The 22,622-nt window shown below is 56.4% G+C and carries 21 protein-coding genes; 1 reads left to right on the top strand and 20 read right to left on the bottom strand.

Features of this window, described 5'->3' with window-relative positions; all coding sequences use genetic code 11:
* Positions 1-159 precede the first annotated feature (159 nt).
* The 5 genes from pdaA to C7820_RS18205 form a co-directional block, all read right to left on the bottom strand.
* Positions 160-936, bottom strand: a complete 777-nt coding sequence (pdaA, locus tag C7820_RS18225; RefSeq protein ID WP_076170508.1) for a delta-lactam-biosynthetic de-N-acetylase — start codon at positions 934-936, stop codon at positions 160-162.
* Positions 937-1,021: 85 nt separating this feature from the next.
* Complete coding sequence (locus tag C7820_RS18220; protein ID WP_181909110.1) at positions 1,022-1,408, bottom strand: response regulator; 387 nt, start codon at positions 1,406-1,408, stop codon at positions 1,022-1,024.
* A 114-nt stretch (positions 1,409-1,522) separates the two neighbouring features.
* Complete coding sequence (locus C7820_RS18215) at positions 1,523-2,203, bottom strand: Na-translocating system protein MpsC family protein (protein ID WP_116232238.1); 681 nt, start codon at positions 2,201-2,203, stop codon at positions 1,523-1,525.
* A 146-nt stretch (positions 2,204-2,349) separates the two neighbouring features.
* Positions 2,350-3,525, bottom strand: a complete 1,176-nt coding sequence (locus tag C7820_RS18210; protein ID WP_116232237.1) for a DUF4349 domain-containing protein — start codon at positions 3,523-3,525, stop codon at positions 2,350-2,352.
* A gap of 156 nt (positions 3,526-3,681) precedes the next feature.
* Positions 3,682-4,434, bottom strand: a complete 753-nt coding sequence (locus tag C7820_RS18205; protein ID WP_116232236.1) for an SDR family NAD(P)-dependent oxidoreductase — start codon at positions 4,432-4,434, stop codon at positions 3,682-3,684.
* A gap of 284 nt (positions 4,435-4,718) precedes the next feature.
* Here C7820_RS18205 and C7820_RS18200 point away from each other — a divergent pair, with 284 nt between their 5' ends.
* A complete protein-coding gene (locus C7820_RS18200; protein ID WP_116232235.1) occupies positions 4,719-5,393 on the top strand; it encodes a TetR/AcrR family transcriptional regulator in 675 nt (224 codons plus the stop codon).
* Between the two features lie 87 nt (positions 5,394-5,480).
* On the opposite strand, the gene fba is transcribed toward C7820_RS18200, so the two are convergent.
* The 15 genes from fba to C7820_RS18125 form a co-directional block, all read right to left on the bottom strand.
* Positions 5,481-6,344, bottom strand: coding sequence for a class II fructose-1,6-bisphosphate aldolase (fba, locus tag C7820_RS18195; RefSeq protein WP_076170514.1), 864 nt, complete (start codon positions 6,342-6,344; stop codon positions 5,481-5,483).
* A gap of 22 nt (positions 6,345-6,366) precedes the next feature.
* Positions 6,367-7,371 carry an ROK family protein gene (locus tag C7820_RS18190; protein WP_116232234.1) on the bottom strand — a complete coding sequence of 335 codons (1,005 nt, stop codon included), beginning with the start codon at positions 7,369-7,371 and terminating at the stop codon, positions 6,367-6,369.
* Between the two features lie 30 nt (positions 7,372-7,401).
* A complete protein-coding gene (locus C7820_RS18185; protein ID WP_105441783.1) occupies positions 7,402-8,187 on the bottom strand; it encodes a DeoR/GlpR family DNA-binding transcription regulator in 786 nt (261 codons plus the stop codon).
* A gap of 20 nt (positions 8,188-8,207) precedes the next feature.
* A complete protein-coding gene (locus tag C7820_RS18180; protein WP_116232233.1) occupies positions 8,208-9,269 on the bottom strand; it encodes an SIS domain-containing protein in 1,062 nt (353 codons plus the stop codon).
* 397 nt (positions 9,270-9,666) lie between these two features.
* Complete coding sequence (locus C7820_RS18175; RefSeq protein ID WP_397334180.1) at positions 9,667-10,623, bottom strand: ROK family protein; 957 nt, start codon at positions 10,621-10,623, stop codon at positions 9,667-9,669.
* A 32-nt stretch (positions 10,624-10,655) separates the two neighbouring features.
* The gene (locus C7820_RS18170) at positions 10,656-11,360 is read right to left on the bottom strand and encodes a copper homeostasis protein CutC (protein ID WP_116232231.1); all 705 of its coding nucleotides are present in this window, start codon (positions 11,358-11,360) and stop codon (positions 10,656-10,658) included.
* Positions 11,357-12,814: a leucyl aminopeptidase family protein gene (locus tag C7820_RS18165; protein WP_116232230.1), complete on the bottom strand. Its 1,458-nt coding sequence runs from the start codon at positions 12,812-12,814 to the stop codon at positions 11,357-11,359. The genes C7820_RS18170 and C7820_RS18165 overlap by 4 nt, the downstream gene beginning before the upstream one ends.
* 42 nt (positions 12,815-12,856) lie before the next feature.
* Entirely contained in the window at positions 12,857-14,290 is a 1,434-nt protein-coding gene (gene pepV / locus C7820_RS18160) for a dipeptidase PepV (RefSeq protein WP_116232229.1), read from the bottom strand.
* Complete coding sequence (locus C7820_RS18155; RefSeq protein WP_116232228.1) at positions 14,287-15,306, bottom strand: ABC transporter ATP-binding protein; 1,020 nt, start codon at positions 15,304-15,306, stop codon at positions 14,287-14,289. The genes pepV and C7820_RS18155 overlap by 4 nt, the downstream gene beginning before the upstream one ends.
* Positions 15,303-16,313, bottom strand: coding sequence for an ABC transporter ATP-binding protein (locus C7820_RS18150; RefSeq protein ID WP_116232227.1), 1,011 nt, complete (start codon positions 16,311-16,313; stop codon positions 15,303-15,305). The genes C7820_RS18155 and C7820_RS18150 overlap by 4 nt, the downstream gene beginning before the upstream one ends.
* A 12-nt stretch (positions 16,314-16,325) precedes the next feature.
* Positions 16,326-17,240: an ABC transporter permease gene (locus tag C7820_RS18145; RefSeq protein WP_258875328.1), complete on the bottom strand. Its 915-nt coding sequence runs from the start codon at positions 17,238-17,240 to the stop codon at positions 16,326-16,328.
* A 13-nt stretch (positions 17,241-17,253) separates the two neighbouring features.
* A complete protein-coding gene (locus C7820_RS18140) occupies positions 17,254-18,189 on the bottom strand; it encodes an ABC transporter permease (RefSeq protein WP_116232225.1) in 936 nt (311 codons plus the stop codon).
* Between the two features lie 124 nt (positions 18,190-18,313).
* The gene (locus tag C7820_RS18135) at positions 18,314-19,963 is read right to left on the bottom strand and encodes a peptide ABC transporter substrate-binding protein (RefSeq protein WP_105441793.1); all 1,650 of its coding nucleotides are present in this window, start codon (positions 19,961-19,963) and stop codon (positions 18,314-18,316) included.
* A gap of 246 nt (positions 19,964-20,209) precedes the next feature.
* Positions 20,210-21,217 carry an asparaginase gene (locus C7820_RS18130; protein WP_116232224.1) on the bottom strand — a complete coding sequence of 336 codons (1,008 nt, stop codon included), beginning with the start codon at positions 21,215-21,217 and terminating at the stop codon, positions 20,210-20,212.
* A 24-nt stretch (positions 21,218-21,241) separates the two neighbouring features.
* Positions 21,242-22,420 carry an ROK family transcriptional regulator gene (locus tag C7820_RS18125; protein WP_116232223.1) on the bottom strand — a complete coding sequence of 393 codons (1,179 nt, stop codon included), beginning with the start codon at positions 22,418-22,420 and terminating at the stop codon, positions 21,242-21,244.
* Positions 22,421-22,622 lie beyond the last annotated feature (202 nt).

The following is a 22,622-nucleotide window of genomic DNA, read 5'->3' as shown; positions in this document are numbered from 1 at the left end:
TCGGGTCCTAATTCCCACGTAGAATAGACGCGAAATCAGGGAGGAAAGTTTCATATATTCGGGCATTATCAACAATTTCATACAAATATTTTCCATTATGGCTGCCGTAAAGCACAAAAAAACGCCAAGCCCCATTGGCCTGGCGTCATCCTATTCCGATTAGTAAGTTGGCCGCTTCAGTTGGTCCAAGCTTTTGAACTCATAGCCCTGCTTACGGGCATCGTCGATGATCCGGGCCAGCGCCTCCGTGTTATCCTTCGAAATGGAGTGCAGCAGAATGACCGCCCCCGGATGCAGCTGCGCCATCACTTGACGGTAGGCATAGTCAGCCCCCTTCTGATCGTTCACGTCCCAGTCCTTGTACGCTACGGACCAGAATACCGTCGTATAGCCTTCAGCGCGTGATGCCGCAAGCGTGCGGTCGCTGAAAATCCCCCGGGGAGGACGCACGTATGCCATCTCCTTCTGGCGGGTCGTCCCGGTTACGCTCTGCTTGACCTTATCCAGCTCTTCCTTGAGCTGCGCGTTGGAAATCTGGGTCATATCCGGATGCGTCCAGGAATGATTGCCCACCAGATGGCCCTCGGTGACCATCCGGGTTACGAGCTCCGGCTTGTCCTTTACATAATGTCCCGTCAGGAAAAAGATCGCCGGCACTTTCTTTTCTTTCAAAACATCCAGTATTCTAGGCGTGAACCCGTTTTCATACCCGTTGTCAAACGTCAAATACAGCTCCTTCTGGGTTGTATCCCCCAGGAAAATCGCGCCGTTCTTCTGCAGAATGTCTTTAAAGCCTTCTTCGTTGATGGAAGGAAGCTGACCGTTCCTGCTTTTCTTAAAGCCAAAATGATAAGGGCTGTCCGCAGCCGCTGTCTCCTGGAAAAATCCGCAGCACAGTAACAGTGCGGCAACCGCAGCAAACGCAAAACGCTTCATCTTGAAATTTCCCCCTGCATTGGATTATAGGCACTAAAAGCTATAACGTAATATGCCACATCCGATGCAAAGTTATGTGATATTTTCAAAATGGCAGCCGCCGGAGAATGGAATCAATCACCTGAATAAAGTGCTTAATATAGAATGGCTTCGTAATGTATTCGATAAAACCTGCCTGTCTCCCCTTGGCGATATCCGACGCCATCGCATAAGAGCTTACGGCCACCACCGGGATTGCCTTTGTCTTCTCATTGGCCTGGAGGCGAGCTAGAGCATCGTATCCGCTCATTCCGGGCAGCTGGATGTCCATGATGATCAGATCGGGGCATCTGGCCGTGGCGATCTCTACCGCTTCCTCCCCTGTACAGGCCTCCCACATGGTGGCGTTAGGAATTTTTTTGAAAATATGCCGCATGAGAGACATATTAATTCCGTCGTCCTCCACACATAAAATGTCATAATTGCTCTTCATCTTTAAACCTCCTACCATGAAAAAAAGCCAAAGAAAGAGCGCTCCAGCTCCTTCTTTGGCTTATGTTCAGCTCATGTTCCAATCATGTCTGACCCATTACCGCCTGGTGACCGCCTAATCCTGGAATGTGCAGGCAATCACGCTTTTATCCCTATCAAAATCCCAGTCCACGTAAAAATCGGCCAGGGTCCGGCCCAAAATTCCCCCCAGTTGGGTTTCTTCCTCAAAATACCGCTTCTCAAGCTTTCTCTTGGTTGTCCGCAGTACTTCATCAAAACCGGTACTGATTAATTCCTTCTCGATCAGAATCAGAATTCCTTCCCGGACGACAATTAAAGTTTTGGGGTTCATCCACCAGGAGTACACCTTCCTGGGAACCTTCTGGACGATACCGGTGATCCGGTTAACTTCGTTATGTAGCGCTTCACGACCCGCATAATCCTCGGCTTCGATGGTCTGGTCTGCCTTAAGTCCGACAATGATCCCCGAAGCGTTATGTAATCCCCAGTCGTAGTATACCTCTTCCAAACGGATGTCCATTTCCTTCTCCAAATACGCCTTCAATTCAGGAAGCAAAGATTCCATCAGCAGCTCGCGGGTATATCGGAAAGCTTTCTCCTCTTCCTGGTTTAACAGGAACTTCTCGACCGGTCCGATGAAATTGCGGATATGGAGTGCGATCGCATAGTTCCCCACGGAGACGTGCACCGATTCCGGCCCTTTGCCGAACCTGTCCCTTAACAGTTTGCCGGTAAAAGCCGCGATTTGGTTGGTGTGATTGGCTGTATACAACATGACAGCTCTCTCCTTCTCATCATAGTGCAACGCTTACGTTAATTCAATTGATTTCATCTTGCGTCATTATTAAGAGGTATATACCCAAAAAGATACCGGGCGCAATCAGGTGCGTCCGGCTCATTCTTTCCATCCATAGGATAGCCTTATTTATGCGGGTCGGAATCGGGGTCAGAGTCGGGATCGGGTTGCTTGAGAGCTTGCTCGCTTCGTTCCGCCCGTGTAAGATCCGATTCTTCCTGCTGCTGTTCTATAGGACCGTCTATAGGACCGGCAGGTCTATGGCGCTCCTCTTTCCATGTCTTCCTCCGCTCGGCGGCTTCAGCCCGCTGCTGCTTCCGGCCTTTGCGGACCATCCAGACGATCAGAAGCACGATCGCAGCAAGAATCAGAACAGGAACGGCTCCCGACAGGATGACGATGATCCACTGGACAATCTGCGTCAGCACGTCCATGCTTCCCTGCAGAGCATCTCCCGCACGCTTGCCAAGGGGAGCCTGCTGGCGATCGGGCTCGGCTTTGGGCAGCGTCTTCTCCGGCTGGTAAATGCGCAGCTCCACCGTGGAATAAGCCACATTCTGATCGATATAGCGCATGCGGCCCTTGATCTGCTCGATTTCTTCCTGAACCCTCTCCAGCTCTTTGGCAAACGCCACGAGGTCGCTGGTCTTTGTCGCCTTTTTCATAAAAGCGATATACTGCTCCTCCATCACCTGCTTAGCCTTCAATCTCGCCTGCAGATCCACGTATTCCTCGGACACATCCTGGCCCTCAATGCTGCGCTGAAGCGAATCATGCTTGATCTGCTCGAGCCGATTCAAAAAGGACGAGAAGCCCGATGCAGGAACCTTGAGGATAAAGGTGCCGCCACGCTCGCTGGCTGAATCCGTTTCGGAAAAATTAACGATATAACCGCCCGACAGCGTCACCATATTTCTCACTTCGGTCTGCGCCTTGGCATAGTCCTGAATCTCCATTACCAGATGCGCCTTATAGATGAGCTTCTTGTTTAACCCGCCGGCCAAGTCTTGAGCGGTGAACCCGGCTTCAGGCGCAGTGTCTGCCTCGGAAGCCTTAACGGCACCGGACTGCTGCGCCGACTCCGCCGCCTGCGATGACTTCTCATCAGCCGTTGATGCCGTAGATGTAGATGCTTGCTGGTCCTGATCCGCTGCGGTGTTCGCCGCATGGTCTGATACGGCGGAGCTTTCCACGGTCCCGCCGGCGCTGCTGGCGCTGTCCTTTGAACTCCCGGACGAGCAGCCGGTTACCAACAGAATGACAAACATGAATGCGGCAAGCCATGACCCCCAAGTGCGCATACTTCATTCCTCCTCAGAAATGGAAAATATTTTATATTTTCCTATCTAACGTCAGGAGGCCTCCGAAGGTTGCGGGCCAAATAAGAAAAAAAGCCCTCGGGTGTAACCCGGAAGGCTTTTATGCTTCCCATGCCTATGGATTCGCCGAATCAAAAATCAGGTCGCGGATACGCCGCCGTCGATGGCCAGCTCGGCTCCGGTAATAAAAGAGGATTCGTCGGATGCCAGGAACAGCACGCCGGCCGCAATGTTCTCCGGTTTGCCCAAGCGAGGCAGCGGCGTTTTGGAGCGGAACCAGCCCGTCATCTGGTCGTTGGCAAACAATCCTTCGGTCATCGGTGTTTCAATGTAACCCGGATGGATCGAATTACAGCGGATATTGTCCTTGCCGTAATCCACAGCCACCGCCTTCGTCAGCATCCGGACAGCGCCCTTGCTTGCGGTGTAAGGTCCTGCTCCGTTGCTTCCCGTGAGCCCGGCAATCGAAGAAATGTTGATGATGGAGCCTCCGCCCCCGCGCTGCATCACCGGTACCACGTATTTCAAACCGAGAAAGCTGCCTGTCAGGTTGATGGACATGACCTTGTCCCAATCCTGCATGGACGTCTCCACGAGCGATTTGGCCAGCGAGATGCCGGCGTTATTGACGAGAACGTCGATCGTGCCGAACGCTTTGACCGTTTCGTCCACGATATGCTGCCACTCCTCCTCGGAGGTAACGTTATGACGGAAGCCAATAGCCTCTCCGCCCTGCTGTTTGATCTCTTCCACGACAGCCTGGATTTTGTCCTCCTGAATGTCGGTGACGACCACCTTGGCGCCTTCCTGCGCCAACAGAACGGCGTCCGCCTTGCCCATGCCTCCGGCTGCGCCGGTGACGATCGCTACTTTCCCCTGTACTCTGCCCATATTATTAAGACTCCCTTCCCCTATTTGCTCCAAGATGATTACGAATGAGGCAGCATCCAGCCCATGTTGGGCGGGCATGACCTTGTAAAATCAGAGGTCGTGATAGTTACGCTATCATGACAAAACCAATTATATCACCGTTTGTTTTTCCATTCAATCTTTCCCACGGTCATCCCATGGATTCCCGGACTCTGCACCTGGACAGCGTTGACTTCTACGGGTGGTTTTGATAGCATTTTTTACGATTTTATCTTTACACCCGGAAGGCGAGTTGACGCACAATTATGGATCCGAAGACTAGATGGGAACAGGAACGGCTGGAAGGTAAAAAAGCGAGAGAGAGCAGCATTATCGAGGCAGCGGAGCGGGTTTTTAACCGCAAAGGGATCGACAAGGCGACGATGCGGGATATCGCCGCGGAAGATAATGTGGGCATTGCTACGGTGTTCCGGTATTTCCCCAAAAAAGACAAGCTGATCGTGGCGGTCGCCACGCATTTGATCAGCCTGGAGGAAGAGGCGTTCCGGGCAATTGCCGCTACACCGGTGACAGGCATCGAGAAGCTTGAAGCGCTGCTGGATCATTTCCTGAATCTCCAACTGCCGGAATTGAGCAGCAGGAGCCGGTTCCTTGAGGCGTTTGAGAGCTATGCCGCCCAGCAGGCCGAGCCGCTGGAGGATATCCAGCAGTACAACGACGTCCACCGCAAGGTATCCGATGCGTTCGCCGAAATCATTGACAGCTGCACCCGGGACGGTTCAGTCCGCTCCGATCTCCCCATAGAGGAAACCCTGTCGACCGTGGTTAATGCGTTCGGCATTTTTTCGAAAAAGCTGTCGCTGCAGCGCAGCATCGTGATGTTCGAGTCCATCGTCAGCGCGGACGTCCAGCTGGACCTGCTGAAACGGATGTTTCTCGACTATTTGCGGAACCCGGAATCCAACGTTTCAGATTTATAACATCCCATGAATTTAAAAAGCCTGCTTCCCCGGTTCCCCGGGCTCTAAGCAGGCTTGTTTCATTTATTTTGTGAATGGCTTTGGCGTTTAAAAGTCCCCCGCGCGTCCGGCGCAGCCGCACAGCTGCATTTTCTCAATGACGGCCGCTTTCAGCGCCTTCTTGGCAGGAACCATGTATTTCCGCGGGTCGTTCTCATCCGGGTTCTCGGCAAAGACATGCTTGATGGCGTCGGAGAACAGGATGCGCAGTTCGGTAGCCACGTTCATCTTGGCCATGCCGAGACTGACCGCCCGCTTCACCTGCTCCTCCGGAATGCCGGAGCCTCCATGCAGGACGAGCGGAACATCAACGGCTTCGGCAATGCGTCCGATCCGGTCGAAATCGATATTCGGCGTCCCCTTGTAGATGCCGTGGGCGGTGCCGATTGCAGGGGCGAGCGTATGCACGCCGGTGCGCTCCACGAATTCGGCGCATTCTTTCGGATCAGCGAGCAAGGCGTCGCGCTCATCGACGACGATGTCGTCCTCGACGCCGCCGACCTTGCCGAGCTCCGCCTCCACGTTGATGCCAACAGCGTTGGCGGCTTCGACCACCTTCTGGGTCATGGCCACATTTTCCTCAAATGGGGAATGGGACGCATCGATCATGACGGACGTATAGCCCGCCCGGATACAGCTGATAATGACGGAAAATTCGTTGCAATGATCCAAATGAAGTGCGATGGGCACGCTGGCGCGGTCCGCCGCCACCCGTGCGGCAGCAGCGATATAATCGGCCCCCAGATGCTTGACGGTCCCGACCGTAGATTGGATAATGAGCGGCGACTGTGCTTCTTCGGCCGCCTCGACCACAGCCTGCAGCATTTCCAGTGTGTGCACGTTAAAGGCCCCAATGGCGTAATGTTTGGCCCTTGCTTCTTGCAGTAAAGACGTAGACGAAACGAGTGACATGGTGTTTTCCCCTTCCCGTTTGTTATGCCTTGCTGTCCTGTATCAATCCGCTCAATGCGGTATATTTATGCTTTGCGTACATAGCGCTCCCGGTCACGCCCGCATCGTCGTTATGCATGGCGGGAACGATCTTGAGCCGATCGCGGTAATCAGGCAGAATCCGGCTCATCAGCTCCCGCTCCAGCGGCTTCAAAATACGGTCTCCCGCCAGCGCCCCGCCGCCACCGATAATGATCATCTCCGGGCTGTTCAGCGAAACGGCGTAGGACAGCGCCTGGCCGAGCAACGAACCCGCCCGCTCCAGAATGGAAACGGCCAGCGCATCACCCTGATCGTACGCCCGCGACAAATCCGCCGCCGTCAGCTCCGCGAGGCGTTCACCCGGAAACCAGCTGCGGAGCACCGTCGGCTCACCGGACTCTATCGCTTTCCGGGCCTGCCGCACCATACCGGAGGCGGAGGCGTAAGTCTCCAGGCAGCCCGTCAAGCCGCATGGACACGGATCGCTGAGCCCCTCCATAACGATATGCCCCAGCTCACCGGACATATGGCGGAAGCCGTAGAACAGGCTCCCCTCATTCACCATGGCCGAGGCAATGCCCGTCCCGATCGTCACGCCGATGACGTGGCCTGTGCCTGCACCGGCTCCATACAGCGCCTCGCCAAACACATACGTTCTGACATCGTTATCAATAAATACCGGCAGCTGCAGCCTGGCCTTCAGGCGGCTGGCGGCCGGAAGGTCGCGCCAGCCGAGGTTGCCTGCGAACTTGGCAATGCCTTCCTCGGGATCGACCAGCCCGGGCAGTCCGATCCCCGCTGCCGCGAGCGTTACAGGCTGTCCGTCTTCCCCGCGGTACGAGGCAACCGCTTCCTCGATCATTGCGGCGATTCGCTCCAGTACCGCATCCGGACCGCGTCCGGCTTCCGTCGGCCGCTTCAGCTTATGAACCACTTGTCCGGCGGAAGTTACCAGACCGCATACGATATTCGTTCCGCCGACATCGACTCCCGCAAACACTTCCATGCTGAGCACCTGCCCTTATTTCACAGAATGTTATTGCGCGACATGCACCTGCACCCCGGCTTCTTTCAACCGGCTGCGGAGCTCCTCTCCGGGATCCTCATCCGTAATGATTCCGTGCAGGGCCGCCACGGGCGCCACCTGGAACAGGGAATTGCGGCCGTTCTTCGTATGGTCAAATACGGCGATGGTGCGGTTGGTGCGCTTCATCATGATCATCGCCGTATTCGCTTCAAGCTCGGAATAAGTGCTGGCCCCCTGTTCCGCCGAAAAACCGTCGATCCCCATAAACATTGTGTGAATGTTGATCGCCTCCAGCGTCCGCTCGGCAAGCGGTCCGCACAGCTCGAAGTTTTTGCTGCGCAGCATGCCGCCGGTCAGCACGACCTGAAGGTCTTCGTTCTCCGACAGCTCCATCGCAATATTGACGGCATTGGTCACCACCGTAATATTGCGGCGGTTCTTGAGTGCCCTCGCAATGAGATACGTCGTGGTCCCGCCCGTCAGGCCGACCACGTCCCCCTCTTGCACGAGGGAAGCCGCCATAGCGGCGATTTTTTCCTTTTCCTGGTACAGCTTGTTCTGCTTCTCGTGAAATGGAATTTCCCTTCCGGCGGTGATTCCCGCGGATTTGGCACCTCCGCCCATCGTGCGGATGACCCGTCCCGATTTCTCAAGCGCTTCCAGATCCCGGCGTGCCGTAGCCTCAGAGCATTTGAAGCGGGCCGTCACCTCCTGAAGGGAAATAGAGCCGTGCTGCAGGATGTAGTCCAATATCTGTTCCCGGCGTTCTTCTTTCGATCCATTTCGTTCACTCAAAGCGATTCTCTCCTTATGGTTTAAATTTTGACCACCTGGGTCAAATTCCGCGGGCTGTCCGGATTTCTCCCCTCCCGCAGTGCGGTGTAATACCCGATATATTGAACCAGCGGCATGTACAGCACCGCTCTCGCCTCATCGGACAGTGCCCGGCCTCCGGTCTCGAACACGAGATCGGCAAAGCCGGTGTCTCCGCCCTTGTCCGCGGTAATGATGACAACATACGCGCCGTATTCTTTCATCTCCTGCGCTACCTTGATTTCATAGTCCCTTGCCGTTTCCGACAGCAGCAGGCAGACCATCGTTCCCGGCTCGACGACCGATTTCGGTCCGTGCCGGAATTCCATCGTGCCGAAGCTTTCCGTCCATACGCAGGACATTTCCTTGATCTTCAGGCAGGCTTCCTGCGCCAGCCCGTAATAGGATCCCATGCCCAAATATATGAATTTGTTCAGCTCCGGATGGCCGGAAATCAGTTCCTTGGCGGTTTCGTCCGCCTTGGATACCACGCCTGCGCTGAGTTCCACGGCTTCCTGAAGTTCCTTGAGCTGCTCCGTCTTGCCGGCAGCGCGAGCCATCGCCGCTTGGAGCATAAAAGTCATGCTGCTAAAAGATTTCGTCATGACGGTGCTTTTCTCCTTGCCGAGCGGTGACAGTAAGTATGGAGCGAGCTTCGCCATGGTGCTTTCCTCATCACAGGTGATGCTGCAGATCGTCCAATCCGGCAAATCCTTCACCGATTCCAGTGCGAGAATAACCTCCGTCGACTCTCCCGAACGGGAAATCCCGACGAGCAGCACACGTTTTCCGGGCGGAACCGCCTGCTCCCGGAACAAGAAGATTTCGGATGACGGATAGGCCGCACCGCTGCGCCCCGTCCATTTGCGGAACGTGGATGCGGCGGTCTGCGCCAAATAATAGGAAGTCCCCGACCCGATAAAAATCACTTCATCAAACGAAGAATTGCCGATAAACTGGGAGATCCATTCCTGCTGCGCCTCTAGCTGCTTCCAGGCAGCCGCCAGCGCGTCGGATTGTCCGCCGATCTCTGGATACGTCAGTACGCCTTGAGTCTGTGCCAATGAATATCCACCCCGATCTCATCATATTGGTATTGGTAGTATTGCGGTTGTTTCTATTGGCATTATATTGCAATACATTGAAACATTCAATCATTAAATTGATGTAAAATTGCAAAACTAACTTCCAATTAGGTTCGACGCACCCTCTTCAAAACTCAGCAGCTACATAAGAAAAACGTCTATCGACGTACCTTCAAAGAAGCCAGACCGCGTCTAAAGGAAGTTTTTCTTGCGAAATCAGGAAGCGAAGCTCTGAAACTTATACTTTCTGACTCTCTTCAAAAAAAGGGCAAATCCATAACATGTATGGATTTGCCCTTCCCTTTTAATTCATATCCATGCTGCCTCTTTAAAATGCACGCATAATCCATAAGATAGCGGCTAATTTTTGAGCCGTCTATTCCACGAACAGCGCTGCAGCCCCGATAATGCCCACATCGTCTTTGAGCTCAGCGGGCTTGATGGCATAAGTGCCCCGATAAGGCTCCATGACCAGCTCACCGGTCTTCCCGTGGAGCGGCTCGAAGAAGGCAGCCCCGGCGCGGCTGACGCCGCCGCCAATGACGATGCAATCCGGATTGAAGCTGTGAATGATATTCATCAGTCCAAGGCCCGTGTAATGTATAACCTGCTCCAGCGTCTCTTGGGCCAGCTTGTCGTTCATCGCCGCGGCTTGAAACACATGCTTGGCGCTCAGCGGCACACCTTCCGCTTCAGCCAGCGCGGTCATCTGCGTCATGCCTTCCGCCGCCGCTGCAGCCGCCTCGGATGCCTGGCGGGCGATGGCCGTCCCCGAAGCATAGGTCTCCCAGCAGCCCCGCTGACCGCAGCCGCACAACGCCCCGTTCGGGTCGACCACCGTATGGCCGAGCTCGCCAGCGAAGGAGCTTGTCCCCAGGTACAGCTTCCCGTCAAGAACCAGGCCCGAGCCGATGCCGGTGCTCAGGGTGACGTAAACCATGCTCTGTGCCCCGCGTCCTGCACCGTACACGTATTCTCCCCATGCCGCCGCGTTCGCGTCATTGATCAGCTTGGCCGGCACCTGCAGCCGCTTCTCCAGCTCCGCCTGCAGCGAAATGCCGTTCCATCCGGGCAGGTTCACCCCGTTGCGGATGATTCCCCGGCGGGTGTCGACCGCCCCTGGTGAGGCCAAGCCGACACCGGCGATTTCGTATTCTCCACTCACTTCCGTTATCGTATCTACGATCGACTGAATGACCTCTTCCGAGCTTTTCAGCCCTGCGGTCGCCTTCTGGCTCCGGGCCAGCATCCGTCCGCTGGCGTCCAAAAGCCCTGTTGCGATTTTCGTTCCGCCGAGATCAACCCCGACGATCATCTTAGGTTGTTTGTCCAATGATTTCACCACAGTAATCGAGTATTTTGTTGTTACCCTGCTGACTTTGCGATGGATTTCACCGTCTGCGCCGCCGCCTTCACCCGTTCGGAATCGAGCGGCAGCAGGTAATTCCCTTCCGCTCTCAGCGCCGAGCCGAAATGGACCTCAGGCACGCCCGTCTTTTGGACGAACTCCGATAGCCCAGGTACGGTCAAACCGTATCCAGCCAAGATACGGATGCCGGTTCCGGCCGATGCCTCGACCAGTGCTTGGATGCGGTCCGTCGACTCCGGCGCGGGCCGCGGCCCTCCGGAAGTCAGAATCCGGTTAATCTGTGGATATGCCGACAACGTCCGGAGCGCGCCGAGCTGATCGTCGATTTCGTCGAAGGCCCGGTGGAACGTTACGTTCAGACCGTCGGCCTCCTTCAGCAGCATTTCCAGCGCTTCGGTATCCACCGTGCGGTCCGGTTTCAGCGTTCCAAGCACGATTCCCGCCGCCCCGCACTCTTTGATAAAGGCGATATCCTCACGCATCGTCAGCAGGTCGTATTGGTCGTAGACGAACGACTGGCTGTGCGGCCGGACCATGACATGGACCGGAATGCTCATCAAGCCGACGACCTTGCGGATCATGCCCGGCCCCGGCGTCAATCCGCCTTCCATAATGCCCGTCACCAGCTCCAGGCGGTCCGCTCCCGCATTCTCGGCGATGAGCGCGTCGTACAAATTGGTTGCGATCACTTCCAGCTTCACTCCGCAGTGCCTCCATTTCCAGAATTGGCCTGTTCCGTCACAAAATCGGCCAGCAGCCGGACTCCGTAACCGGTAGCCCCGGCAGCTTTATATCCCCGGTCCGCCGGGACCTGGGACGTATTGGCCATGTCGATATGGCACCAGCGCGCCTTAGAAGGCACAAACCGCCGCAGGAACAAGGCCGCCATGTTAGCTCCCCCGTAAGGGCTCGATGCCAGGTTGGCCAGGTCGGCGTACGGGCTGCCCAGGAGCTCCTCGTCCTCATCGACGAGCGGCAGGCGCCAGATCGGGTCGCCGTTCTTGCTGCCGATCCGCATCAGCTGCTCGGCAAACCCGGCGTCGCCCCAGATGCCGGCCACCCGCAGCCCCAATGCGTGTCCCACCGCACCGGTCAGCGTCGCAATGTCGATGATCCGCTCGGCTCCGTTCCGGGCGGCGTGCAGGATGGCGTCGGCCAGGATCAGCCTTCCTTCGGCGTCCGTGTTGACCACCTGCACGGACAATCCGTTGGGATAGCGGATCACATGCGACGGCAGGATGGCGTCCCCATCCGGCACGTTTTCCGCGATCGGAATGAGCGCCGTGATTCTCGCCTTCACTTCCAGCCGGGTGAGCAGATCCATCGCGCCGATGACGGCCGCAGCCCCGCCCATGTCGAAGCGGGCTTCGCTCAGATCCCGGGCGACCTTCAGGTTCATGCCGCCCATGTCAAACGTGATCCCCTTGCCGATCAGCGCAAGATGCGGGGCGTTTGAATCGCCGAAGTATTCGATCTCCACCATGGCTGGCGGATGCTTGCTTCCGCTGCCGACGGCCAGCAGGCCGTTCATCTGCCTCTGCTTCAGCTCCTCGCCCTGGTACACGTGAAGATTCACGTTCCGGCCGGCGAAGATCGTCTTGATCCGCTGCACGAAGCTGGCCGGATGAAGATCATTCGGCGCCTCGTTGCACAGGTCCCGGGCCAAGGCGACCGCTTCGGCCCGCGCGCGTCCAAGCCAGGCCGCTTCCGCATAGCTCCGCTCGGCGGCGGACTCGATCCGAATCCAATCCACCTGCCCCTTCTTGTGGCGCGATGTATATTTATCAAACACATATGTGCCCAGAAGCCATCCTTCGACCCAGGCGACGGCCGCCTGTTCGGGCCATTCGCCTTCCCCGAAAATGACACGGAGAGCCGTACCGTCGATCGACGCGGTTCTCAAGGACGCCTTGCGGATTTCGCGGCCCGCTCCGCCGGCGGCTTCCCGCAGCGCCTCCATGCCGAATTTGTCCCGGCTGCCCAGACCGACGACGAGAATATCCTGCTCCCCGTGCCGTCCGTAAAACCAATGGACGGCGCCGCGGCCGCCCATCCCATCGCGAAGGGTGAGCCCGGCGGGTTGGCCTTCGCTGTCCTCAAACACCGGATAGATCGTTACATCCGCCGGTTGCCCTGTTCCTGATATCAATTCCATCAGCTGTACATTCCTTTACAAGAATTTTGGTTAAGCCGCAGATTATAGGTTCAGATTGGCCAGCTCATGCATCGCCCGGGCATAGATTGCCGTCGAGCGAATCAGTGCATCGATGTCGATATGTTCGTTCCTTTGATGTGCCGAATTGGCCATGCCCGGAAATACCGGGCCAAAAGCGACGCCGTTTGCGATATACGCCGCATAAGTTCCGCCGCCGGTGGACAGCAGCTCGGCCGGCTGCCCCGTCTCCGCCTCGTAGACCCGCTGCAGCGCTTCGATCATCGGATGATCGTCCGGCACGCAGTGCGGATGCTTCAAGCTCGGCGGTTCGATCTCAAGGCCGCAGGCCGAGGCCCGGACCCCGATGTTCTCCAGAATATCCGCTTGATTTCCGCAAACCGGATATCTCAGGTTGATGTGAAAATACGATTCTCCTTCCGGATCATACTGCAGCAGCCCTGTGTTGACCGTCAGCGGTCCGGTGATCTGGTCTTCCATTGCAATGCCGAAGGCACGCCCGTGAATATCGCCGTACATCAGCGCATCGACCGTATGGAGATAATGCTCCGCACCCGAAGGAAACGAGAACTCCTTCAGAAAATGGATCAGCTTGAGGCCCGCATTAATGCCGAGCTGCGGCTCCATGCCATGGGCCGTCTTACCGGTTAGCGACAGGCTCGCCGTCTGCCCGTCCGCATCGATCTCAAAGCTTCCCTTCAGCCCTTCCGACGCGCAGTAGTCCTCATAAGCCTTCTGCATCGCACTTAGGCTGCCTGCATCTCCCGCTACCTCGGCGCGCGCCCCTTCTGGCACGCTGTTGGCCACCTCGCCGGCCGTGAACAACCGCAGCCGGTACTCGTAGCCGGACGAATCGCTCTCCTCGATCGGCTTAAAGAGCAGCCGGGTATTGATCTGCCCCTTCTCGGCCCGAACGATCGGAAAATCAGCATCCGGCGTAAAACCGCAAATCGGTGCCGGCTCCAGCTCGTTATATTTCTGCATGCACTTCCCTGTCCGCTCCTCGTCCGTTCCAAAAATAAGGCGGATCCGGTGCTTCAGCGGAAGCCCCATGTCTTTGACAATTTTGAGTCCGTAAAACGCAGCCATCGCCGGGCCTTTATCGTCCTCGGCGCCGCGCGCAAAAATTTTGCCGCCCCGGACGGACGGCTCAAACGGAGGGGTCGTCCACTTCCCGGATGCCGGAACGACGTCCAGATGGCTCAGAACGGCCACATAGCTCTCGGCCGATTCCGGGCCGAATTCGGCGTATCCAACGTATCCGTCCAAATTCCGAACCCGGAAGCCTTCGGCCGCGCACAGGTCCAGCATATATTGCAGTGCCTCCGCAACACCTTGGCCCATCGGCTGCCCGGGGCCGCTGGTGTCCGGATCATAGACACTGTCGATTCTCAGAAGTCCGGACAGATCTTCAATCAAGGCCTCTTCCCGCTCTTCGGCCATTTCATACCAGCTCATGCGCCGGCTCCCTCCTTATTTACAGTCATATTTTTACTTGGATCATATATATGGCAGGCTACCCAGTGCCCTTTTTCCGCTTCCTGCCATACCGGCGTTTCCGCAGCGCACAGCTCCGTGGCAAACGGGCAGCGCGTCCGGAATCGGCATCCGCTCGGCGGGTTGATTGGGCTTGGCAGGTCTCCCTGCAGCACCATGCGTTCCCGGCCGCGCTCCAGCTTCGGATCGGGGATCGGGATCGCCGAAAGCAGCGTTTTGGTGTATGGATGCAGCGGATTCTCAAACAGCTCGTCGCTGCTCGTAAGCTCCACCATGCCCCCGAGGTACATCACCCCGATGCGGTCGCTGATATGCTTCACCATCGACAGGTCATGAGCGATGAACAAATACGTTAATCCCAGCTCCTGCTGCAGCTTCTTCATCAGGTTCACAACCTGTGCCTGGATCGATACGTCCAGCGCCGAAATCGGCTCATCGGCGATCACGAACCGCGGATGAACCGCAAGCGCCCGGGCGATGCCGATTCGCTGGCGCTGGCCGCCGGAGAATTCGTGCGGGAACCGCTCAGCGTGGCTGCGGTTTAGTCCGACCGTCTCCAGCAGGTCGTAGACCATCTGCTGGCGCTCCTTGCGGTTCTTGGCGATGCCGTGAGCGTCAATGCCTTCGGCGATGATGTCGGTCACCGTCATCCGCTGGTTCAGCGACGCATACGGATCCTGGAAGATCATCTGAATGCTCCGACTCAGCTTCTTCCGCTCGGCATTGGATTTACGGCCGTGCACCGCCTCGCCGTCAAAGCTGACCGTCCCCTCCGTCGCTTCATAGAGACGGATCAGCGTGCGGCCCAGCGTCGACTTGCCGCAGCCCGACTCGCCGACAAGACCGAAAGTCTCCCCCGGATAAATGTCGAACGAGACGTCGTCCACCGCTTTCAGAATCTGTCCGCGGCCCACGTCAAAATGCTTCTTCAAATGCTTGACCTCGACCAGCGGTTTTGTCCCCTTCTCGTGCTTCATGGCCGATCACCTCCCGCAAGCGGACTCTGCACTTTCGGCGCCCGGCTGTCCTGCAGCCAGCAGGCCGCGCGGTGCGTCTCCGAGTGCTCTGTATATTCTGGCATATATTCGTGGCAAATTTCCATGGCGTACGGACAGCGTGCCGCAAACGGGCATCCCTTGGGCGGGTCGCTGAGGTCCGGCGGCGTGCCGGGAATAGCCGTCAGTTCCTCCGATTTCTCATGCAGCTTCGGCATGGAAGCAAGCAGACCCCAGGTATACGGATGCTTGCCTTCGTAAAAGATTTCGTCTACCGTACCGGTTTCCACGATTTTACCGGCGTACATGACCGCTACGCGCGACGCCATATTCGCGACTACGCCCAGATCATGCGTGATCAGCACGATGGACGTATCCAGCTCCTGCTGCAGCTTCTTCATCAGCTCCAGAATTTGCGCCTGGATCGTCACGTCGAGCGCGGTCGTCGGCTCGTCGGCGATCAGCACCTTCGGGTTGCACGCCAGTGCAATCGCGATGACCACGCGCTGGCGCATGCCTCCGGACAGCTGATGCGGGTACTGCTTCAGCCGCTTGTCCGGATTCGGGATGCCGACCTGGTCCAGCAGTTCCACCGCCCGCCGGTTGGCTTCCGCGCCGCCGAGCTTGCGGTGCTTCTTCAGCACCTCGGTAATCTGCTTGCCGATCGTCATCGTCGGGTTCAGCGACGTCATCGGGTCCTGAAAAATCATCGAGATGTCCCGGCCCCGGATATCCTGCATCTGCTTTTCAGGCAGCAACGCGATATCCTTGCCTTCAAAACGGATCGAGCCGTGTTTAATTTTTGCGGACTTCGCCAGCAGCCTCATGATGCTTTTGGAAGTCACCGATTTGCCGGAGCCGGATTCCCCCACAATCGCCAGCGTCTCGCCCCGGCCCAGGGAAAAGCCGACGCCGCGCACGGCCTGCACTTCGCCCGCATATGTGAAAAAGCTGACCTGCAAATCCTGCACTTCGAGCAAATTGTCCATTCTCTCTTCCCCCTATTTCCGCATTCTCGGATCCAGCGCATCCCGCAGCCCGTCACCCAGAATATTGAACGTTACCATGATGAGGACGATGACAATCGAAGGGTACAGCAGCAGGTATGCCTGCGTATTCAAGGATGCGAAGCCGTCGTTGATCAGCACCCCGAGCGAAGACATCGGCGACTGAAGTCCAAGGCCGATAAAGCTCAGGAACGCTTCGGTAAAGATCGCCGACGGAATCGTGAACATCGTGTTGATGACGATGATGCCGATCGTGTTCGGAATCAAATGCTTAGTAATAATGCGCCCGGTGGACGTGCCCAGCGTGCGGGCCGCCAGGACGAATTCCTGCGACTTCAGCTTCATAATGTGTGCCCGGACCAGCCGGGCCATGTTGACCCAGCCCGTAATGGACATCGCGACCATGATGGTCACAATCCCCGGCTTCATCACCATCATCAGCAGGATGATAATGATCAGGCTCGGAATCCCGGTCAAAATTTCGACGATCCGCTGCATCACGTTATCGACTCTTCCGCCGAACAGGGCGGAAATGGCGCCGTAGGCAACCCCGATGACGAGGTCGAGTGCGGCGGCGAGCACGGCGATCAGGAGCGACACGCGCGTTCCCTGCCATACGCGGGCCCATTGGTCCCGGCCGAATTTATCGGTGCCGAACCAATGATCGGCGTTCGGTTTTTGATAGACGGCATTATAATCGGTAGAGTAATAGTCGTGATGTCCGATCCACGGACCAACGATCGCCAGCAGCAGCATGATGACCAGGATGACCAAGCTGACGATCGCTGCTTTATTTTGACGAAGCCGCCTCCAGCTGTCCTGAAAAGCCGTCAAGGATTTGCCCGAAATCTTCTCCCGTTCGTCCGGCTTTGCGGCGGCCGGCTTAAACAGCGCATCCACGTTATCCATTTGCGTCATATCCTCACTCCTTTCCCGATGCCAGACGGATCCGCGGATCCACCAGGCCGTACAGCAGATCCACGATCAGCATGACGAACACATAGAAGGCGCTGTAAAAAATCGTGATCCCCATAATCGTGGAATAATCGTTCATTTTGATCGAGTCGACGAACAGGCTCCCGATGCCCGGAATCCCAAAAATATTCTCAATGACGAGCGAACCTGTCAGCAAATTGACCACGATCGGACCAAGAATCGTAATGACCGAAATGAGCGAGTTGCGGATCACATGCTGGAACATGATGCGCGCGAACCCGAGCCCTTTTGCTTTAGCCGTCGTGACATAATCCTGCTCAAGCACCTCCAGCATCTCTGTCCGTACAAACCGGGCGATCAAGGCGATGACGCCGACGCAGAGCGCAATGGACGGCAGGATGGAGCTGGGATAGCTCTCCCAGAATGCGACCGGCAGAAGCCCCCATTTGAGCCCGACAAAATACTGCAGCAGCGCCGCAAGCACGAAATTCGGCACCGACACGCCGAGAACGGCGATAATCATGGTGGCGTAGTCCCAGCCGGAGTTATGGCGGTAAGCGGCGATGATCCCCAGGATCATGCCGATGGCCAGTCCCAGCAGAACCGCTTGCAGACCGATCAAGGCCGAAGGTCCGATCCGGCTCATGATGATGTCCTTTACAGGTTGACCGGTGTAGAAAAACGACGTTCCCAAATCGCCTTTGACAATATTTTTTAAATAGTTCACGTACTGCACGCCATCCGGCTTGTCCAAGCCGTAGCTGGCATAAATCATCTGTCTTTGTTCCTGCGGCAGCTGCTGAAGCTTCTCTTCATCGAACGGAGTGCCAGGCAGTGCTTTCATCAGGAAAAAGGTGGCGGTCGTAATAATAAACAACGTCAGCAGTAAGTATACGATCCGGATGCCGATATACCGTTTCAATGTTGCACCTCCCAATACGCGGGGCCTTCAAAATTTTCATTACGTCCCGGAGCTTGATCCAGGAAAGGGAAAGAGAGAAGCCGCGCTTCTCTCCTCTCCCGATACATGCCCATGTGAAGCGGCATTACTTGATGCTTGCATATTTAAAGTCAACCGGGTTGCCGTATGGATGGTAGTCCAGTCCTTCGACTTTATCGCTCAGCAGGTAGGAGTATCCGCCGAAGTAGATTGGAACGACCACGACGTCTTCTGCCGTCAGAATTTTTTCGGCAGCCAGCAGCATGTCGATCCGTCTTGCTTCGTCCGTTTCTTTCTTGGCGTCAGTGATCAGCTTGTCGTACTTCGGATTTTCATAGTTACCGCGGTACGGCGTGTGGTTTGCCCACAGATCCAGATACGTCATGGCATCATCATAATCGGCGCCCCATGCGGTAATCGCCATCTGATACTGGCTGTTATCCATCAGCTGTCCGCGGGCTTTCGCCGTTTTGGTGTCGATGGCCACGTCGATGCCGAGGTTTTTCTTGAACTCGCTCTGCATAAAGGTAGCGACGTCCTTCGTTTCGGAGGTGTCCGCTACGAGCATCGTAATTTTAGGCGCTTTACCCAGCTCTTTAACCCCTTGCTCCCAATAGGATTTGGCTTTGGCCGCATCCGGCGTGATCAGGTCGCCCTGCATTTCGCGGAAGCTTTTGCCTCCCGTTGCGCTCATTTGGTCCGGAATCAGTCCTGTAGCGGCTTTGGAACCGTTGTTCAGCACCTGGTCCGCCAGCAGCTTGGAGTCGAAGCCGTATTCCAGCGCTTTGCGGATGTTGATGTTGCTCACGCCGTCCGCCTTCAGGTTGAACTGCAGGTACGTCGTTCTGAAGTTGATGCCTGTTCCGAATCCAGGGTCGGACTTGGATGCATTGACATCGGAAGACTGCAGCAGCACGCGGTCAAGCTGTCCGGCTTTGTAAGCGTTCAGCGCCGTGCTCTTTTCCTTGATGACTTTCAGGTCCACTTTGTCCACCTTGACGTTCGCAGCGTCCCAGTAGCCGGCATTCTTCTCGAGCACTGCACCGCTGGCGGCATCAACCGAAGTCAGCGTGTAAGGACCGTTGAACAGCATGTTTTGCGGGCTCAGCGCGTAGCTTTCACCCTGGGACTTCACGAATTCCTCTTTCATCGGGAAGTACGGAGCCAGCGAAGTCAGTCTCAGGAAGTAAGGCGTCGGCTGCTTCAAATGAACGACCAGCGTCTTGTCATCCTTCGCTTCGATGCCGACTTTGTCCGCCGAACCGCCTTCTGCGTACTCGGCTGCACCCACGATGTAGTCCGTCATAATAAAGGAATAGCCGTTGGTTCCGGTTTTCGGATCCATTTCACGCAGCCAAGCGAACTTGAAATCGGCTGCCGTTACCGGCGATCCGTCGCTCCATTTGGCGTCAGCGCGCAGCTTGAATGTATACGTCAGCTTGTCTTCGGACAGCTCCGAGCTCTCTGCCATGGCCGGCTGGGGTTCGTTCTTCGGATCGAGGCGGTACAGCCCTTCTCCGATATTGTTCAGCACCGTAAACGATACATCGTCGGATGCCGCCCATTGATTCAGGTCTTTAATTTCGCTTTCTACGGACAGTCTCAGCTCTTTGGACGCCGTCTGTGCGGCATTGCCCGTGTCCCCCGTCGTGCCCGAGCTCGCGCCTTTACTGTCGCCGCCTGTGAACGAGCATCCTGTGAAAATGGCCGATACGACGAGCAGCGTCGCCAGCAAGCTTACCTTTTTCCTTTTCATTGCATGTCCCACTCCTTTATGTCCCCTTTGTGAATGTATGATTGCACCGCCGTTTCCGAAGGAAGCCGCGGGTGAATCCGAATCTCTTGTGCTCATTCATGCTGAAGAACTTCCAGTACTGCGTGTCAATGGCAATCAGGTGCATGGTCTCTCCTGCTTCCTCTATTCGTTACTGCCGAAATGCTAGTTTCGTAGATCGAAGCATTTTTCAAAAAAGGAGAGTATTACTTTATTAGAAGCTTGCGTTTACTTACCTGCCAGGGTAAAAGCGGCTCTGCGCTCGCCGACTACAATGTGGTTGTCGTTCTTGATTTCCTTTGGAACGACCGTATACAGACGGTCAATCGTGGCCTGGTTGCTGTATCCGATTTGCTCGAGGATCGAAGCAACGGCGATCGGCCACGGTGTCTCCGAGCCGTCGATCACTTTCAGCGCAAAAGCGACGCGTTCCCGAATTAAAGAGAAGCAGTAGACACCTTTGGCTCCTCCCTTGGCGACGATGTTGTCGTCCCGCAGCAGCTCCGAGCAGATAAACTGATGGCTCGCGATACTGTCCGGCGCCGCGTGCATATAGCGGACCATGCGCTGCACGGCTTCCCGCGTTCCGGCATCACGGATCAGCTCTGGGCAGGCCAGCTTCAGGTATGCCGTGGCGATCGATTTCAGCGGCAGCGCAAAGATCGGAAATCCGCAGCCGTCAACGCCTACTTTAATCTGATCGACCGGATATTCGGCCATGTCCGCGAGTGTGTGAAGGATGTCCTGCTGCAGCGGATGCGATGGCTGCCAGTAAGTCTCGGTCGGCAAGCCCATCTCCCTCGCCGCGGCCAGAATGCCGAGATGCTTGCCGGAGCAGTTATGATACAGCTTGCGCGGCGGTTTATTTTCCCGCATGAGGGCGAACTTCGGCTCATCGTTCAGCGGATAGGTCGGGCAGCACAGCAGTTGCTCTTCTTTGAGGCCGGTTTTGGCCATAATGGATTCCAATGCTTCGATATGATACGTTTCGCCCCGGTGGGAGGCGGCGAACATGGCGGCTTCCGCAGCCGTCAGCCCGTACTTTTCGGCGATGTTCTGCTTCATGACCGGGATCGCCTGGAACGGCTTGGCCGCCGAACGCAGGAAGGTCATATGCTCCGCATTGCCCACTTCATAGATGACTTCTCCTTGATCCGATACGCCGCACAGCACGCCGAGATGCACGTTCTCCAGCACGCCGCCGCGGTATTCCTCCACCAACGGTTCCAATTTCATACGTCAACACCCGCTTCGTTAAATTTAGTCTGCCTGCTCCATCTGTCTGTCGATGTCCAGGAACAGGTTTTGGGCCAGTATGCCCGATCCGATCACCACGCCGTCGCTCTCCAGAGACGAGTAGACGATCTGGAAGGTTCCGCGCAGCGGCTCCCACACAAATTGATCCATGCATTTGTCCGAAATGAAGTCCCGGACATCAGGGAAGCTTTCCACCAGCTTGCCCGTCAGAATCACCGTATCCGGGTTATATACGCATGCGATATTGCTGACCGTGACCGCTACGAAGGTCATGGCCCGGTCCACAATGCTCGCCGCCCAATACTCTCCGTCCTTCCTCACCTGGAACAATTCCTCCAGCGATCCGATCGGTTTGATTTTGTTGGCCTGCTCGACAAGCGACGCTTCGGCGATATAGGTCTGCAGGCAGCCGACCTTGCCGCACTCGCACAGAAGGCCTCCCGGGTCTACTACCGTATGCCCGATTTCCCCGGCACTGTTCGTCTCCCCGCGATAGATTTCCCCATCGATGATCAGGGAGGAGCCGACCCCGCTGCCGAAGCCGATCAGCACCGAGCGGCTCGATCCTCTCGCCGAGCCATATTGGTGTTCGGCCAGCGCACGGACTTTCAGCTCGTTGTCCACGGCGACCTCAAACCCGGTCAGCCGCCGGAGCTCCCCGGCGATGTCGGTCTGCTTCCAGCCGAGCTGTGCGGACAGTACCACGCTGCCCCCGGCGTAGTCGACAATGCCCGGCAGTCCGACGCCGACGCCGACCACCTTGCGGCGGTCGATGTCCTCCGCCTGGATCAGCTCCTCTATGGCCGAGGCGATACGCTCCAGCGTTGCTTCCGGCGTTTCGCGGGAATCGCGCGTCACCTGCGTACTGTGGACCACCTTGCCATCCAGGTCCACAATGCCGATCCGGATGCCGCTGCGGTCGATTTCAACGCCCACGGAGAGCACCGAGCCGGGATTCACGTGCAGCATCACAGCTTTCCGTCCGACGCCGGTCGTTGTCTGCTCGATCTCATGCATAAAGTCCTGCTGGTACAGCTCGGAAACGATCCGGCTGACTGTCGTGGGACTCATTCCTGTCAGTCTGGCGATCTCGGCACGGGACAGGGGCGAGTGTTTACGGATCAGTTCAAACACCGTACTTCTGTTTTTCCTCCGGATATAATCCTGATCGTGCTTCTGCATCGGAGACGGTCCTCCATTTTAATTAATTTCACCTATGGAGAAAATCTTGGTAGGAAAATGGAACACAGTGGATTCAAACTCGGCATTTAGGGATAATTACCCGAATTATCATCCGACTTTGGTCTTATAATTTCTCCAGTGATGTTATTAATTGAACTTTAATAGAATTGAGATTTCGTGTCAATATATATGTCATGTTTTT

This window comes from Paenibacillus sp. VMFN-D1 (assembly GCF_003386155.1).
Taxonomy (GTDB): domain Bacteria; phylum Bacillota; class Bacilli; order Paenibacillales; family Paenibacillaceae; genus Paenibacillus_AQ; species Paenibacillus_AQ favisporus.
This window is presented reverse-complemented; position numbering and strand designations above follow the sequence as displayed.